This window comes from Microbacterium sp. GCM10027623 (assembly GCF_042666935.1).
Taxonomy (GTDB): Bacteria; Actinomycetota; Actinomycetes; order Actinomycetales; family Microbacteriaceae; genus Microbacterium.
Map to the genome: position 1 here is coordinate 753923 of NZ_JBHTHE010000002.1, position 15960 is coordinate 769882.

Genomic DNA, 15960 nt, shown 5'->3' on the forward strand with positions numbered 1-15960 from the left:
TGAAACTGCGTCAGTTGGACTTCGCCGTGATCCACACGGTGAGGGCGACGAGTGCGCCGATGCCGAAGATCCAGATGAACAGGCCCTCAGAGACGGGGCCCAGCGAGCCGAGGGTGAATCCGCCGACCTGCACCTCCTGCTGCTGGAAGACCAGCGCGGCGATGATGTCGCGCTTGTCCGACGTGCTGAGGTTCATGTCGCCGAAGACGGGCATGTTCTGCGGGCCCGTGACCATGGCGGCGTAGATGTGCAGCGCACTGGTCGAGGTCAGCGCGGGAGCGTACTTGCCCTCGGTGAGCGCCCCACCGGCGGCGGCGACGTTGTGGCACATGGCGCAGTTGATGCGGAACAGCTCCGCACCGTGCGAGACGCTCACCTCGTCGGAGGCGTTGTCCGGGTCGACCTCGCCCGCGGTGACCCAGTCGGCGGGGTACTCCGGTCCCGGAGCGACCGACTGCACGTAGGCGGCCATCGCACGGATCTGCGGCTCGGTGAACTGCACGGGCTTCTGCGGCGCCTGCGGCCCCTGCATCTGCAGCGGCATGCGGCCGGTGGCCAGCTGGAACTCCACGGACAGCTCGCCGACGCCGATCAGGCTCGGGCCCTCCTTGGTCCCCTGCAGGTCAAGGCCGTGACAGGTGGCGCAGTTCGCCGTGAACAGCTTCTGCCCGTCCGCTGCGGTCAGCTCGGCCGCCGCGGAGGTCTGCGTGTCCGCGGTGGATGCCATCGCAGCCGATGCGCCGGCGTACACGCCTCCCGTGAGCAGCAGACCGGCGCCGATGATGGCGGCGGCGGCGAAGGGACTGCGTCGACCGCGCGAGCGGTGCTTCTTCTCTCGTGCCATTTCGAAAAACCGCTCCGCTCTTATTTCAGGAAGTAGATGACGAAGAACAGGACCACCCAGACGACGTCGACGAAGTGCCAGTAGTACGACACGACGATCGAGGAGGTCGCCTCCTTGTGGCGGAAGTTCTTCACGGCGTAGGCGCGACCGATGACGAGCACGAAGGCGATGAGGCCGCCCGTCACGTGCAGGGCGTGGAATCCGGTCGTGATGTAGAACGCCGAGGCATAGGAGTCCGCCGAGATGGGCATGCCCTCCGCGACCAGCTGGGCGTACTCCCAGACCTGACCGCTGACGAAGATCGCGCCGAGGATGAAGGTGAGCCAGAACCACTCCACCATGCCCCAGCCGAACAGCCGGCGGCGGCCGGCCGCGTTCACCGAGCCGCGAGCCACATGATAGGGCTGCAGGTCCTCGGCTGCGAAGACGCCCATCTGACAGGTGAACGATGACGCCACCAGGATGAGGGTGTTCACGAGCGCGAAGACCACGTTGAGATGTTCGGTGCGGTCGGCCCAGAGCTCCGGTGAGGTGCTGCGAAGGGTGAAGTAGATCGCGAAGAGTCCCGCGAAGAACATCACCTCGCTGCCGAGCCACACGATGGTGCCGACAGCGACCGGATTGGGGCGCTTGATGGTTCTTGCCGCCGGGGCATGCGTCGCTGAGGTGGTCACCATCCCATTATGGCCGATTCCGCTCGCCGATTCTTGCACCCCCTTCGGCCGTTTCGCTGTCCGGACACTTAGGCCAGCCTAAGAATGTTCTGCGAATCCGCCCGGTTCCGGGACAATTGCGCAGGTCACGCCGGAAGTGCCCGCGCGCCCGGTTCCGCCTCGATCCGACATCTTCTCTCGGCGCTTCACCGCGTCGGAATAGGATCTCAGTCATGATCGACACCCCGACCTGGCCCGACCTGCTCCTGTCCCTGCTCGACCGGCAGGACCTGAGCGTGTGGGAGTCGACCTGGGCAATGCGCAAGGTCATGCGGGGAGAAGTCACGCAGGCGCAGCTGGCCGCCTTCCTGGTGGCGCTGCGCGCGAAGGGCGAGACCGTCGACGAGGTCGTCGGATTCCGGGATGCGATCCTCGAGGCGGCTGTGCCGCTGCCGGTCTCCTCGGACGTGCTCGACATCGTCGGCACGGGCGGCGATCGGGTCGGCACGGTGAACGTGTCGACCACGGCGGCCATCATCATCGGCGCGACCGGGATCCCCGTCGTCAAGCACGGCAACCGCGCGGCGAGTTCGTCCTCCGGCTCCTCGGACGTTCTCGCGGCGCTGGGGCTGAACATCTCCCTCGACCCCGGGCGCGTCGCATCCGTGCTGGATCGGACCGGCATCACCTTCGCCTGGGCGGCGGCCTTCCACCCGGGTTTCAAGCACGCCGGAGCGGTGCGCTCCGAGCTCGCCGTGCCGACGGTCTTCAACGTCCTGGGGCCGCTGTGCAACCCGGCCCGGGCCGAGGCGAACGCGGTGGGCGTGGCGCGCCTGGACCGCGTCCCGCTGATCACCGGAGTCTTCCGCACGCGCGGTGCCACCGCGCTGGTGTTCCGAGGCGACGACGGACTGGACGAGCTGACCACGACCGGCCACAGCCGGATCTGGGAGGTCGTGCGCGGCGACATCCACGAGCACGATCTCGATCCGCGCGACCTCGGCATCCCGCTGGCCGATCTCTCCGATCTCGTCGGCGGCTCGCCGGAGCACAATGCGCGGGTGCTGCGCACGACGCTGGAGGGCGAACGCGGACCGGTGCGCGACATCGTCCTGCTGAACGCGGCCGCGGGCATCGTCGCGTACGAGCTGTCCCATGACGCGTCGCTCACTCAGCAGCCCATCGTCGAGCGCCTGCGGGAGGCGTACGCGGCGGCGAGCGCCGCCGTCGACGACGGCAGGGCGGCCGCGAAGCTGGACGACTGGATCAGCGCCACCCAGGACGCGAACGGTGCCTGACCGGGCCGCCTGATCATGGATGCCGTCGACGCGCTGCTCGAGATCGCCCGCCTGCTGGAGCGCGAGCGCGCGTCGCGATATCGGGCCAGGGCCTTCCGTCAGGCGGCGGCCGTGCTGCGCGAGCTGTCCGAGGAGATCACGGGCGATCCGTCGCGCCTGCGCGAGCAGAAGGGCATCGGCGCGTCGACGTTCGAGGTCATCCGGCAGGCGCAGCAGGGCCGTGTGCCCGATTACCTCGTCGAGCTGCGCGGCGTCGTGGAACCCGAGGTGGCATCCGCGCTTCGCCCTCTCCTGCGCGGCGATCTGCACAGTCACACCGAGTGGTCGGACGGCACCACGTCCATCGAGGAGATGGCGCAGGCGGCGCGAGCCCTCGGTCACCGATACCTGGCGATCACCGATCATTCTCCGCGACTGCGCGTGGCCAGGGGACTGTCCGCGGAGCGGCTGCGAGAGCAGATCCCGCTCGTGCGGGCGCAGTCCGACGACGCTCTGACACTGTTCGCCGGCATCGAGGTCGACATCCTCGACGACGGCGCGCTGGACCAGGAGCCGCAGCTGCTCGCGGAACTGGACGTCGTCGTGGCGTCCGTGCACTCGAAGCTGCGCATGGATGGGGCCGCGATGACACGGCGGATGATCGCCGCGGTGTCCGACCCGCACGTGAACGTCCTCGGGCACTGCACGGGAAGGCTCGTGCAGGGGGAGCGGGGCACGCGCCCGGCATCGGACTTCGACGCCCGCGCCGTGTTCGCGGCGTGCGCCGACAATGGCGTCGCGGTGGAGATCAACTCGCGTCCCGAACGGCAGGATCCCCCGGACGAACTGATCGCGATCGCGCTGGAGGAAGGATGCCTGTTCTCCATCGATTCCGACGCCCACGCACCGGGGCAGCTCTCGCTGCTCGACCACGGGGCGGCGCGCGCCGAGGCCGCGGGGGTGCCGCCGGAGCGGATCGTCACCACGTGGGGACCGGATCGCCTGCGCGCATGGGCGAGCGCAGAACAAGAGGAGTAGCGCCGAAGCGGGCTGGGCGGGTCAGTCCATCGACGCCAGCGCACTGAGCGCGCGGGTCATGGACGAGCCGAGGTTCCACTTCTCCGCGAGGGCCGCGGCGGCGTCCGACTCGGCGGGGTCCAGCGCGCGCACCCGCGCGCCCGGTGCGGTGATGTCGAGATCGGTCGCCACCCGCACGACGTCCGGAGCGACATCCAGGTAGTCGGATGCCGCAGCGAACCGCGCGGATACCGTCGCGCTGAGCCGACCGTCCGCCGCGGCCGCGCGGATGCCGGGCAGATCGCCGTGCGCCTGCAGCAGCGTCGCCGCGGACTTCTCGCCCACGCCCTTGACTCCAGGCAGGCCGTCGGAGGCGTCACCGCGCAGGGTGGCGAAGTCGGCGTACTGCGAGGGGAGGACCCCGTACTTGTCGACGAGCGTGGCATCCGTCACGATCTCGAGGTTGCTCATTCCGCGCGCCGTGTAGATGAGGCGAACGTCGCGGGCGTCGTCCACGAGCTGGAAGAGGTCGCGGTCCCCGGTGACGATATCCACCGGGACGGTGGCGCGGGTCGCGAGCGTGCCGATGACGTCGTCGGCCTCGTGCTCGGCCACCCCGATGATCGGGATGCCGATGGCGCCGAGCGCCGCGCGGATCAGCGGGATCTGCTGCACGAGCGGGTCGGGGGTCTCCTCGACATCAGGGCCGGTGGCCACCACCTCGGCGACGCGGTGCGCCTTGTAGCTGGGCACGAGGTCCACGCGCCACTGCGGCCGCCAGTCATCGTCCCAGCAGGCGACGATCTGCGTCGGCCGGTACAGCGTCACGAGCTTGGCGATGATGTCCAGCAGCCCGCGTACGGCGTTGACGGAGGAGCCGTCCGGCGCCTTCACCTTGTCCGGCACACCGTAGAAGGCCCGGAAGTACAGACTGGCGGTGTCGAGGAGCATCAGGCGTTCGGTCACGGGCTCAGCCTAGACACCGAAGTCCTCCGCGGACGCGTCCCGACGGACGGGAGCTTCGCCGGGCGGGGGAATCTGATAATCTGGAGTGTCACTTCTGGGCGTGCATCCGCATCCCTGGTGACATCGCAATCCCAATCCATTCGCCTCGGCACATCCTGGCATGCCGGCAGTCGAGGCCCGAGCTTCCATCTACAAGGACAACCCACTACATGACTAGCGCAACGACCGCCACCAAGCAGGTCGCAATCAACGACATCGGATCTGCTGAGGACTTCCTGGCCGCGGTCGAGAAGACCCTGAAGTTCTTCAACGACGGCGACATCATCGAGGGCACGATCGTCAAGATCGACCGCGATGAGGTTCTGCTCGACGTCGGATACAAGACCGAGGGCGTCATCCCCTCGCGTGAGCTCTCCATCAAGCACGACGTCGACCCCAACGAGGTCGTCGCCGTCGGTGACCTGGTCGAGGCTCTCGTCCTTCAGAAGGAGGACAAGGAAGGCCGACTGATCCTCTCCAAGAAGCGTGCGCAGTACGAGCGCGCCTGGGGAGATGTCGAGAAGATCAAGGAGAACGACGGCGTCGTCACCGGCACCGTCATCGAGGTCGTCAAGGGCGGTCTCATCGTCGACATCGGCCTGCGCGGCTTCCTGCCCGCCTCGCTCATCGAGCTGCGTCGCGTCCGCGACCTCACCCCGTACCTGGGTCAGGAGCTCGAGGCGAAGATCCTGGAGCTGGACAAGAACCGCAACAACGTCGTCCTGAGCCGTCGTGCGCTGCTCGAGCAGACGCAGTCCGAGTCGCGCTCGAACTTCCTCAACAACCTGCACAAGGGTCAGGTCCGCAAGGGTCAGGTCTCCTCGATCGTCAACTTCGGTGCGTTCGTCGACCTGGGCGGCGTGGACGGTCTCGTGCACGTCTCCGAGCTGTCCTGGAAGCACATCGAGCACGCCAGCGAGGTCGTCGAGGTCGGCCAGGAGGTCACCGTCGAGATCCTCGAGGTGGACCTGGACCGCGAGCGCGTCTCCCTGTCGCTGAAGGCGACGCAGGAGGACCCGTGGCAGGTCTTCGCCCGCACGCACGCGATCGGCCAGATCGCTGCGGGCAAGGTCACCAAGCTCGTCCCGTTCGGCGCGTTCGTCCGTGTGGCGGACGGCATCGAGGGCCTCGTGCACATCTCGGAGCTGTCCAGCAAGCACGTCGAGCTGGCCGAGCAGGTCGTCTCGGTGGGCGAGGAGGTCTTCGTCAAGGTCATCGACATCGACCTCGAGCGTCGTCGCATCTCGCTGTCGCTGAAGCAGGCCAACGAGTCGGTCGACCCCAACGGCACCGAGTTCGACCCGGCCCTGTACGGCATGCTCGCCGAGTACGACGAGAACGGCGAGTACAAGTACCCGGAGGGCTTCGACGCCGAGACGGGTGTCTGGAAGGAAGGCTTCGACGCCCAGCGCGAGGCATGGGAGCAGGAGTACGCCGCTGCCCAGGCTCGCTGGGAGGCGCACAAGGTCGCCGTCACCAAGGCTGCCGAGGCCGAGGCCGCTGCAGGCGACGACTTCGCCGCCGCGCAGTCGTTCACGAGCGACTCCAGCGCCGGCACGCTGGCCGACGACGAGGCCCTCGCCGCTCTGCGCGAGAAGCTCTCGGGCGGCAACGCGTAAGCATCACCGCAGTCGAACGGGCCGTCACCTTCGGGTGGCGGCCCGTTCCGCGTCTCTCAGGGGCCGGGACGCAGCATGCCAGAATGGGACGATGCCGCTCATCGCCCTCACCGGAGGCATCGCGTCCGGGAAATCGACCATCGCCGCACGATTGGCCGAGCACGGTGCGATCATCGTCGACGCGGACAGGATCGTCCGCGAGGTGCAGCGGCCGGGGACGCCGGTGCTCGCGCGGATCGCGGCGGAGTTCGGTGGGGATGTCATCGGCGCCGACGGCGAGCTGGACCGGGTGGCTCTGGGGGCGAAGGTGTTCGGGGACCAGGATGCGCTCAGCAGACTCAACGCGATCGTGCACCCCGCGGTGCGTGCGGAGTCCGCCCGTCGGTTCGCGGCGGCCTTCGCGGAGCGAGCCGATGCCGTCGTGGTGTACGACGTGCCGCTGCTCGTCGAAGCGCGGGCGGACGATCCGTGGGACCTCATCGTCGTGGCCGACGCGCCGGTCTCTCTGCGGGAGCGGCGTCTGGTCGAACTGCGGGGGATGGGGGTCGACGAGGCGAGGTCGCGTCTCGCCTCCCAGGTGTCGGATGCCGCTCGCCGCGCCGTCGCGGACGTGCTGATCGACACGTCCGGCACGCTGGAGAGCACCCGGGCGCAGGTGGATGCGCTGTGGGAGCGGATCCGGTCGCGCCGACTGCGCTCGGACGGGGCCTGATCGGCCGCACGCGGCGCGGAGCAGGAGGCTGCGCGACCCCGATGTCGGAGGACCCGCTTACGCTGGATGGATGCAAACCACACGAAGCGTCCGTCCGTTCGAGGTGGTCAGCGAGTACGTCCCGGCCGGTGACCAGCCGAAGGCGATCGCCGAGCTCGCCGGACGCATCAACGCCGGCGAGACCGACGTCGTGCTGCTGGGTGCGACCGGCACCGGCAAGTCGGCGACCACGGCCTGGCTGATCGAGCAGGTGCAGCGGCCGACCCTCGTGCTCGCGCACAACAAGACTCTCGCCGCGCAGCTGGCGAACGAGTTCCGCGAGCTCATGCCGAACAACGCCGTGGAGTATTTCGTCTCCTACTACGACTACTACCAGCCCGAGGCGTACGTTCCCCAGACCGACACCTTCATCGAGAAGGACTCCTCGGTCAACGCCGAGGTGGAGCGGCTGCGGCACTCCACGACCAACTCGCTGCTGAGCCGGCGCGATGTGGTCGTCGTCTCGACCGTGTCCTGCATCTACGGACTCGGCGCGCCCGAGGAGTACCTCAGGGCGATGGTGGCGCTGCAGGTGGGGGAGCGCTACGACCGCGACGCGCTGATCAGGCAGTTCATCGCCATGCAGTACAACCGCAACGACGTCGACTTCTCGCGCGGCAATTTCCGCGTGCGGGGTGACACGATCGAGATCATCCCGGTGTACGAGGAGCACGCGATCCGCATCGAGCTCTTCGGCGACGAGATCGAGGCGCTGTACTCGCTGCACCCGCTCACCGGAGAGATCATCGAGAGGCTCGACTCGGTGCCGATCTTCCCGGCCTCGCACTACGTCGCCGGCACCGATGTCATCCAGCGCTCCATCGGCACGATCGAGGCCGAACTGGAGCAGCGCCTCGCGGAGCTGGAGCGCCAGGGCAAGCTGCTCGAGGCTCAGCGCCTGCGCATGCGCACGACGTTCGACCTGGAGATGCTCCAGCAGCTCGGGTTCTGCTCCGGCATCGAGAACTACTCGCGGCACATGGACGGGCGCCAGGCAGGCGAGCCTCCGCACACGCTGCTGGACTTCTTCCCTGACGACTTCCTCATGGTCATCGATGAATCGCACGTGACCGTGCCGCAGATCGGCGCCATGTACGAGGGCGACGCCTCGCGCAAGCGCACCCTGGTGGAGCACGGCTTCCGTCTGCCCAGCGCTCTGGACAACCGGCCACTGCGCTGGGACGAGTTCAAGAACCGCATCGGCCAGACGGTGTACCTGTCCGCGACACCGGGCAAGTACGAGATGGGCATCGCCGACGGCGTGGTCGAGCAGATCATCCGTCCCACCGGACTCGTGGACCCGCAGATCATCGTCAAGCCGTCCAAGGGTCAGATCGATGACCTGCTCGAGGAGATCCGCGTGCGCGCCGCGCGCGACGAGCGCGTTCTCGTGACGACGCTCACGAAGAAGATGGCGGAGGAGCTGACGGACTTCCTCGGCGAGCACGGTGTGCGCGTCAGATACCTGCATTCCGATGTCGACACGCTGCGGCGGGTCGAACTGCTCACGGAGCTGCGCGCCGGCGTCTACGACGTACTGGTCGGCATCAACCTGCTCCGCGAGGGGCTCGACCTCCCGGAGGTCTCGCTCGTGGCCATCCTGGACGCCGACAAGGAAGGGTTCCTGCGCTCGGGCACGTCGCTGATCCAGACCATCGGCCGCGCGGCGCGGAACGTCTCCGGCGAGGTGCACATGTACGCCGACAACATGACGGACTCGATGCGCAAGGCGATCGACGAGACCGACCGGCGTCGCGAGAAGCAGCTCGCCTACAACACCGAGCACGGGATCGACCCGCAGCCACTGCGCAAGCGCATCGCCGACATCACCGAGGTGCTCGCCCGCGAGGCGGCCGACACCGCCGACATGCGCGCCGGACGGAACAAATCCGGTCGGGGCAAATCGCCCACGCCGAACCTCCGACGCACGGGGATCGCGGCCGAGGGCGCCATGCAGCTGGAGGAGACGATCGGCGACCTCTCGGATCAGATGCTCGCGGCGGCCGCGGAGCTCAAGTTCGAGCTCGCCGCGCGGCTGCGCGATGAGGTGCAGGATCTCAAGAAGGAGCTGCGCGCCATGGAACGGGCAGGGCACGCCTGAGCGCGGAGCGCAGGGATACGGGGTGCAGGGCCGCCGGGGGCGGCTGACCCGCCGCGCACCGCGGCGGCTGACGTGCGCCCTACGGGCACTGCATCAGCGGCTTCGGACCTCGGCGGTCGAACGTGTGCTGGTTCATCGGACTGCCGCACAGTGGGCACGCCCGTTCGGCACGCTCCTCTGCGCTGGGCGGAAGGGTGCTCTCATAGGGACCCACGGAGGCCGGGCCCGCATACCTGATCAACCGCGAGTTGAACCAGGTGTACAGGCCGCCCGCCTGACGGATGCGCGTGCGCAGCGGGAGACGCTCGGACGAGTTCGGCATGATGATTAGTGTACTAACTGTTCGTGTTTGTGCCTATGATCGAATCGTGTCGACGGATGACGATCTTCTTCTGCTGGAGAATCAGCTCTGCTTCTCGATGGTGACCGCTGCGCGAAACGTGGTCTCGATCTATCGGCCGATTCTCGCTCCCCTGGGGCTGACGCACCCGCAGTACCTGGTGATGCTCGCCCTGTGGGAGCGTTCGCCGCGAGCGCTCCATGACCTGGCGCACGAGCTCGCGCTCGAGCCGGCCAGCGCCTCGCCGCTGGTCAAGCGTCTCGAGCGCGACGGGCTGCTAGAGCGAACTCGCAGTGCCGAGGACGAGCGCCGTCTGGAGATCGCCCTCACCGAGAAGGGGCGCGCGCTGCGGGCACAGGCCGTCGGCGTGCCGCGAGCGGTCATGGCCAGTGCGGGCATCGATCTGCAGGCCGCCGCCGGCCTGCGCGAGGCGCTCAAACCCTTCTCCGGTGCCCACCCGGCAGACAGCTGATCGGGCTGCACGGGAACGTCGAGCGGGCGCGATCGGGTCCGGATGATCCGCCCACGCCCTCCGGCCGACCCGGAGCGTTCACGAAGGCTGAAAGCGCTCTCGGCCCCAGTGTCGGTGGTCACTCATAGACTTGACCGGTGCCAATCGTTCCCGTCGCCTCCTCCGGAAAACTCAGTGTCCGCGGTGCCCGCGTGCACAATCTCAAGAACGTCGACATCGACATTCCTCGCGACTCCCTCGTCGTGTTCACGGGCCTGTCCGGGTCGGGCAAGTCCAGCCTCGCATTCGACACCATCTTCGCCGAGGGGCAGCGTCGCTACGTCGAATCCCTCAGTGCCTACGCGCGTCAGTTCCTCGGCCAGGTCGATCGGCCCGATGTCGATTTCATCGAGGGACTGAGCCCGGCGGTGTCGATCGATCAGAAGTCGACGAACCGCAACCCGCGCTCGACCGTCGGCACGATCACCGAGATCCACGACTACATGCGCCTGCTGTGGGCGCGCATCGGCGTCCCGCACTGTCCCGAGTGCGGTGAGCGCATCCAGCGCCAGACCGTCCAGCAGATCGCCGATCAGCTCGTGGAGCTGCCTGAGCGCACCAGGTACCAGATCGTCGCTCCGGTCGTCACGCAGAAGAAGGGCGAGTTCACCGATCTGTTCAAGGAGCTCGGCGCCAAGGGGTACTCCCGTGCGATCGTCGACGGGGATCTGATCCAGCTGGCGGAGCCGCCGAAGCTGAAGAAGAGCTACAAGCACGACATCGCCGTCGTGGTCGACCGGCTGGTGGCATCCGACGACATCCTCGGTCGCGTGACCGATTCCGTCGAGACCGCACTGGGCCTGGCCGGCGGAATCATGCAGGTGAACTTCGTCGACGAATCGGGCGACGACGCCTGGCAGTCGTTCTCCGAGAAGCTGGCCTGCCCCAACGGGCATCCCATCGCGCTCACCGAGATCGAACCGCGCACCTTCTCCTTCAACGCGCCGTTCGGTGCATGCCCGGCCTGCGCGGGACTCGGCACCCGCATGTCCGTGGACTCCGACCTGCTGCTCGGCGACGAGGAGCTCTCGATCCGCGAGGGCGCGATCCTGCCGTGGACGACGCAGGGCAAGGGTCTGTTCCAGTACTACGAGCGGCTGCTGGAAGGGCTCGCGCGCGACCTGGACTTCTCGCTGGACACCCCGTGGAACCAGCTGCACTCCGACGTGCGCGAAGCGGTGCTGCGCGGCGACAACTACAAGGTCAGCGTCAAGTGGAAGAACCGCTACGGGCGTGAGATGCGCTACACCTCCGGCTTCGAGGGGGTCGTGCCGTACATCGAGCGGCAGTACCTGCAGGCGGAGTCCGACACTCAGCGCAGCCGCTGGGGCGAGTACCTGCGCGAGGTGCCGTGCCCGGTCTGCGACGGCGCACGGCTGAAGCCCGAGGTGCTCGCGGTGAAGGTGCACGGCCATTCCATCGCGGAGGTGTCGAATCTGAGCCTGGCCGATGCCAGCACGTTCATGCACACCCTCGAACTCACCGACCGCGAGGCGAAGATCGCCGCGCAGGTGCTGCGCGAGATCCGGTTGCGGCTGGAGTTCCTGCTGCAGGTGGGTCTGTCGTACCTGAACCTCGGTCGCTCGGCCGGCTCGCTCTCCGGCGGCGAGGCGCAGCGCATCCGGCTGGCGACCCAGATCGGATCGGGACTGACCGGCGTGCTGTACGTGCTGGACGAGCCCTCGATCGGGCTGCACCAGCGCGACAACCGACGTCTGATCGAGACGCTGGTACGGCTGCGCGACCTCGGCAACACTCTGATCGTCGTCGAGCATGACGAGGAGACCATCGAGGCGGCCGACTGGGTCGTCGACATCGGCCCTGGCGCAGGCGTGAACGGCGGCTCGGTGGTCCACTCCGGTCCGTATTCCGCGCTGCTCAGCGAGACCGAGTCCATGACGGGCGACTACCTGGCGGGGCGGCGCGAGATCGCCACGCCGAAGAAGCGTCGCAGGATCGACAGGAAGCGGATGCTGAGCGTCGTGGGCGCCCGCGCCAACAACCTCCGCAACGTCACGGCCGATTTCCCGCTGGGCGTGCTCACCGCGGTCACGGGTGTGAGCGGGTCCGGGAAGTCGTCCCTCGTCAACGACATCCTCTACCAGGTGCTCGCCGCACGACTCAACGGTGCCCGCACGGTGCCGGGAAAGCACACCCGAGTCACGGGGCTCGACAACCTCGACAAGGTCGTGCACGTCGACCAGGCGCCCATCGGGCGCACCCCGCGGTCGAATCCGGCCACGTACACGGGTGTGTTCGACCGCATCCGCACCCTCTTCAGCGAGACGCCGGAGGCGAAGGTCCGTGGCTACCTGCCGGGTCGATTCAGCTTCAACGTCAAGGGCGGACGCTGCGACGCATGCTCGGGTGACGGCACCATCAAGATCGAGATGAACTTCCTCCCGGACGTGTACGTGGACTGCGAGGTCTGCCACGGCAAGCGGTACAACCGCGACACGCTGAGCGTGCACTACAAGGGCAAGAACATCGCAGAGGTCCTCGAGATGCCCATCGCCGAGGCCGCGGAGTTCTTCGAGCCGATCCAGGCGATCCACCGCTACATGAAGACGCTCGTCGACGTCGGCCTCGGCTATGTGCGACTGGGCCAGGCGGCGACCACCCTCTCCGGCGGCGAGGCGCAGCGCGTCAAGCTCGCCACCGAGCTCCAGCGTCGCAGCAACGGCCGCAGCATCTACGTGCTCGACGAGCCGACCACGGGCCTGCACTTCGAGGACGTCCGCAAGCTCCTCGAGGTGCTCAACGGACTCGTCGACAAGGGGAACACCGTGATCGTCATCGAGCACAACCTCGATGTCATCAAGTCGGCGGACTGGGTGATCGACCTGGGCCCGGAGGGCGGCTCGGGCGGCGGAGAGATCCTCGCGACCGGCACGCCGGAGAACATCGCCGCCGTCGAGGAGAGCCACACCGGTCGCTTCCTCGCCGAAGTGCTGGGCACGTCGACAGCCGGTCGGGCCCGCAAGGCGGGCTGATGGCCGACATCCTGCCGTATCGACCGCGCACGGGCGAGATTCCCACGGACCCGGGCGTGTACCGCTTCCGCGACGCCGAGGGGCGCGTGCTCTACGTCGGCAAGGCGAAGAACCTGCGTCAGCGGCTGTCGAACTACTTCGCACCGCTGCGCACGCTGCACGAGCGCACCCGGCGGATGGTCACGACCGCGGCGTCCGTGGAGTGGACGGTGGTCGCCACCGACGTGGACTCCCTTCAACTGGAGTACATGTGGATCAAGGAATTCGATCCGCCCTTCAACGTGCGCTACAAGGACGACAAGTCCTATCCGTTCATGGCGATCACCCTCGCCGACGAAGCGCCCCGGGTGCTCGTCACGCGCAACCGCAGGATCCCCGGCGCACGCTACTTCGGGCCCTTCCCGAAGGTGTGGGCCGTGCACGACACGATCGACCTGATGATCAAGGCGTTCCCGATCCGCACCTGCAGCGACGCCAGTTACAAGCGCGCCATGCAGACCGGCCGGCCATGCTTCCCCGGACAGATCGGGAAGTGCGGCGGACCGTGCTCCATGACCGTCACGATCGAAGAGCACCGCGCCATGGTCGACGACTTCGTCGCCTTCATGGCCGGCGGCGACGAGCGGTTCACCCGTGACCTCACGACGCGGATGCGGGCGGCATCGGCAGCCATGGACTACGAGGCCGCCGCGAAGTACCGCGACAAGCTGGCGGCCATCGAGGCGGTCCTGGGCAAGAGCGCGCTGGTGCTGCCGGCGGATGAGGACGCCGACCTGTTCGGCGTCGCCGAGGACGAGCTGTCCGCGGCCGTGCACCACTTCGTGATCCGCGGTGGTCGTGTGCGGGCCGTCCGCTCGCTCACCCTCGACAAGGAGCTCGACATCGCGGGCGGCGAGCTCGTGGACCAGGTGCTCCAGCGCGTCTACGGCGACGCCACCGACATCCCTCGCCGTGTCCTGGTGCCGGTGCTGCCGGACGACGCGGCGGAGCTGGAGCAGTGGCTGCGGGATCGCCGTGGGCGCAGGGTCGAGATCGCCGTGGCCCAGCGCGGTCAGCGCGCGGAGCTGATGCGCACCGCGACACTGAACGCCCAGCAGGCGCTGCTGCGGCACAAGACCCGTCGCACCAGCGACTACGTCGCACGGACGCAGGCGCTCACCGATCTGCAGGAGGCACTGGGCATGACCGAGGCGCCGCTGCGGATCGAGTGCTTCGACATCTCGCACCTCGGCGGCACCAACGTGGTCGCCTCGATGGTCGTGTTCGAGGACGGTCTGCCCCGCAAGGACCAGTACCGCTCCTTCAACATCGCGGAGACGACCGACGACACCGATTCGATGTACCAGGTGCTGATGCGCCGGCTGGCCCGCGTCGACGCGACGCCGGAGGACGACGAGGAGGACGAGGCCGCACCCGGTAGGCGCCGGCCGCGCTTCGCCTACAAGCCGCAGCTGCTGGTCGTCGACGGCGGTCAGCCGCAGGTTCAGGCGGCCGCACGCGCGCTGCGGGACAGCGGGCGCACCGACATCGCGCTGTGCGGCATCGCCAAGCGGCTCGAGGAGATCTGGCTCCCCGACGACGAGTTCCCCGTGATCCTGCCGCGCACCAGTGAGGCGCTCTACCTGGTGCAGCGGCTGCGGGACGAGGCCCACCGCTTCGCGATCACTCATCAGCGCCGCCGCAGGCGACGCGACATCAGCAGCGTGCTGAGTGAGATCCCCGGGCTCGGCGAGTCCCGGATCAAGGCACTGCTTCGGCACTTCGGCTCCGTCACCGCGCTGCGTGCGGCGACCGTCGAGCAGATCTGCGAGGTCTCGGGCATCGGCCCGACGCTGGCCGCGAGCATCCACGGACACCTCGTGGGCGAGCAGGCCGCCCCGACTGGATAGGCTGGAGGCCGAGGAAGGGAGCCGACGATGGCGGCGGCAGAAGAAGGCGAGTTCCTGATCGTGACGGGAATGTCGGGCGCTGGCCGCACGACGGCCGCCAACGCGCTCGAGGATCTCGGCTGGTACGTCGTCGACAACCTGCCTCCGCAGATACTTCGTCCGCTCCTCGAACTCACCGACATGGGCGCGGGCAACCTGCCCAAGATCGCCGCAGTGGTCGATGTGCGCGGTCGCAGCCTGTTCGACGACTTCCCCGACGTGGCCAGCGCGCTGCGCGCCCGCGGCGGCGTGAAAGTGCTCTTCCTCGACGCCTCCGACGACGTCCTGGTGCGGCGGTTCGAAGCCGTTCGCCGTCCGCATCCGCTGCAGGAGGACGGGACGCTGCTCGACGGCATCCGGACCGAGCGCGGACGCCTCGCCCCGATCCGCGCGTCGGCGGACCTGCTCATCGACACGTCGGGGCTGAACATCCACCAGCTCGCCACCAAGGTCTCGGACATGTTCAGCGAGGAAGGCGCTGCGCGCCATCGCCTCACGCTGCTCAGCTTCGGCTTCAAGTACGGTCTGCCCACCGACGTCGATCATGTCGCTGACATGCGATTCCTGCCCAACCCGTATTGGAACGAAGAGCTCCGCGATCACACCGGACAGCAGGACGACGTGAGGGAGTACGTACTGTCGCGTCCCGGAGCCGCCGAGTTCCTCGACGCGTACGTGCAGATGCTGCGTCCGGTGCTCGAGGGATATCAGCGCGAGAACAAGAGCCACTCCACGGTCGCGATCGGCTGCACAGGGGGGAAGCATCGCTCGGTGGCGGTGGCGGAGGAGATCGCCCGGCGACTCGCCGACGCGCCAGGGGTCGCCGTGAACGTGCGGCACCGTGACCTCGGCCGCGAATGAGCGCGTCCCGCGGCGGTGCGGACGCGCACGGCCTTGTAGGCTGGTTCCTTGCGTCGCGAT

Annotated in this window: 13 protein-coding genes; 9 read left to right on the plus strand and 4 right to left on the minus strand. The window is 68.1% G+C overall.

Features of this window, described 5'->3' with window-relative positions; translation table 11 throughout:
* Window positions 1-10: 10 nt before the first annotated feature.
* Both ACFQY2_RS10965 and ACFQY2_RS10970 read right to left on the minus strand, forming a co-directional pair.
* Entirely contained in the window at window positions 11-844 is an 834-nt protein-coding gene (locus tag ACFQY2_RS10965) for a c-type cytochrome (RefSeq protein ID WP_378745834.1), read from the minus strand.
* 20 nt (window positions 845-864) lie between these two features.
* On the minus strand, window positions 865-1521 hold the full coding sequence (locus ACFQY2_RS10970) for a heme-copper oxidase subunit III (protein WP_378745835.1): 657 nt from the start codon (window positions 1519-1521) through the stop codon (window positions 865-867).
* 209 nt (window positions 1522-1730) lie between these two features.
* Here ACFQY2_RS10970 and trpD point away from each other — a divergent pair, with 209 nt between their 5' ends.
* Window positions 1731-2795 (plus strand): anthranilate phosphoribosyltransferase, encoded by a 1065-nt coding sequence (gene trpD, locus ACFQY2_RS10975; RefSeq protein WP_378745836.1) that lies wholly within the window; start codon window positions 1731-1733, stop codon window positions 2793-2795.
* Between the two features lie 15 nt (window positions 2796-2810).
* The gene (locus ACFQY2_RS10980) at window positions 2811-3812 is read left to right on the plus strand and encodes a PHP domain-containing protein (protein ID WP_378745837.1); all 1002 of its coding nucleotides are present in this window, start codon (window positions 2811-2813) and stop codon (window positions 3810-3812) included.
* 21 nt (window positions 3813-3833) lie between these two features.
* On the opposite strand, the gene ACFQY2_RS10985 is transcribed toward ACFQY2_RS10980, so the two are convergent.
* Window positions 3834-4757, minus strand: a complete 924-nt coding sequence (locus ACFQY2_RS10985) for a 5'-3' exonuclease H3TH domain-containing protein (protein WP_378745838.1) — start codon at window positions 4755-4757, stop codon at window positions 3834-3836.
* A 209-nt stretch (window positions 4758-4966) separates the two neighbouring features.
* On the opposite strand from ACFQY2_RS10985, the gene rpsA reads away from it, so the two are divergent.
* The 3 genes from rpsA to uvrB all read left to right on the plus strand — a co-directional run bounded on the left by rpsA (window position 4967) and on the right by uvrB (window position 9267).
* Complete coding sequence (rpsA, locus tag ACFQY2_RS10990) at window positions 4967-6415, plus strand: 30S ribosomal protein S1 (protein WP_378745839.1); 1449 nt, start codon at window positions 4967-4969, stop codon at window positions 6413-6415.
* A gap of 91 nt (window positions 6416-6506) precedes the next feature.
* A complete protein-coding gene (gene coaE / locus ACFQY2_RS10995) occupies window positions 6507-7127 on the plus strand; it encodes a dephospho-CoA kinase (protein ID WP_378745840.1) in 621 nt (206 codons plus the stop codon).
* Window positions 7128-7197: 70 nt separating this feature from the next.
* Window positions 7198-9267, plus strand: a complete 2070-nt coding sequence (gene uvrB, locus ACFQY2_RS11000; RefSeq protein ID WP_378745842.1) for an excinuclease ABC subunit UvrB — start codon at window positions 7198-7200, stop codon at window positions 9265-9267.
* Between the two features lie 79 nt (window positions 9268-9346).
* Here uvrB and ACFQY2_RS11005 read toward each other — a convergent pair whose 3' ends face one another.
* On the minus strand, window positions 9347-9589 hold the full coding sequence (locus ACFQY2_RS11005) for a hypothetical protein (RefSeq protein ID WP_378745843.1): 243 nt from the start codon (window positions 9587-9589) through the stop codon (window positions 9347-9349).
* 46 nt (window positions 9590-9635) lie between these two features.
* Here ACFQY2_RS11005 and ACFQY2_RS11010 point away from each other — a divergent pair, with 46 nt between their 5' ends.
* The 4 genes from ACFQY2_RS11010 (at window position 9636) to rapZ (ending at window position 15900) form a co-directional block, all read left to right on the plus strand.
* Window positions 9636-10079: a MarR family winged helix-turn-helix transcriptional regulator gene (locus tag ACFQY2_RS11010; RefSeq protein ID WP_378745844.1), complete on the plus strand. Its 444-nt coding sequence runs from the start codon at window positions 9636-9638 to the stop codon at window positions 10077-10079.
* A gap of 137 nt (window positions 10080-10216) precedes the next feature.
* Window positions 10217-13111, plus strand: coding sequence for an excinuclease ABC subunit UvrA (uvrA, locus tag ACFQY2_RS11015; RefSeq protein WP_378745845.1), 2895 nt, complete (start codon window positions 10217-10219; stop codon window positions 13109-13111).
* Window positions 13111-15000, plus strand: a complete 1890-nt coding sequence (gene uvrC, locus ACFQY2_RS11020; protein WP_378745846.1) for an excinuclease ABC subunit UvrC — start codon at window positions 13111-13113, stop codon at window positions 14998-15000. The genes uvrA and uvrC overlap by 1 nt, the downstream gene beginning before the upstream one ends.
* Before the next feature lie 27 nt (window positions 15001-15027).
* A complete protein-coding gene (gene rapZ, locus ACFQY2_RS11025) occupies window positions 15028-15900 on the plus strand; it encodes an RNase adapter RapZ (protein ID WP_378745847.1) in 873 nt (290 codons plus the stop codon).
* The last annotated feature ends 60 nt before the right edge of the window (window positions 15901-15960 follow it).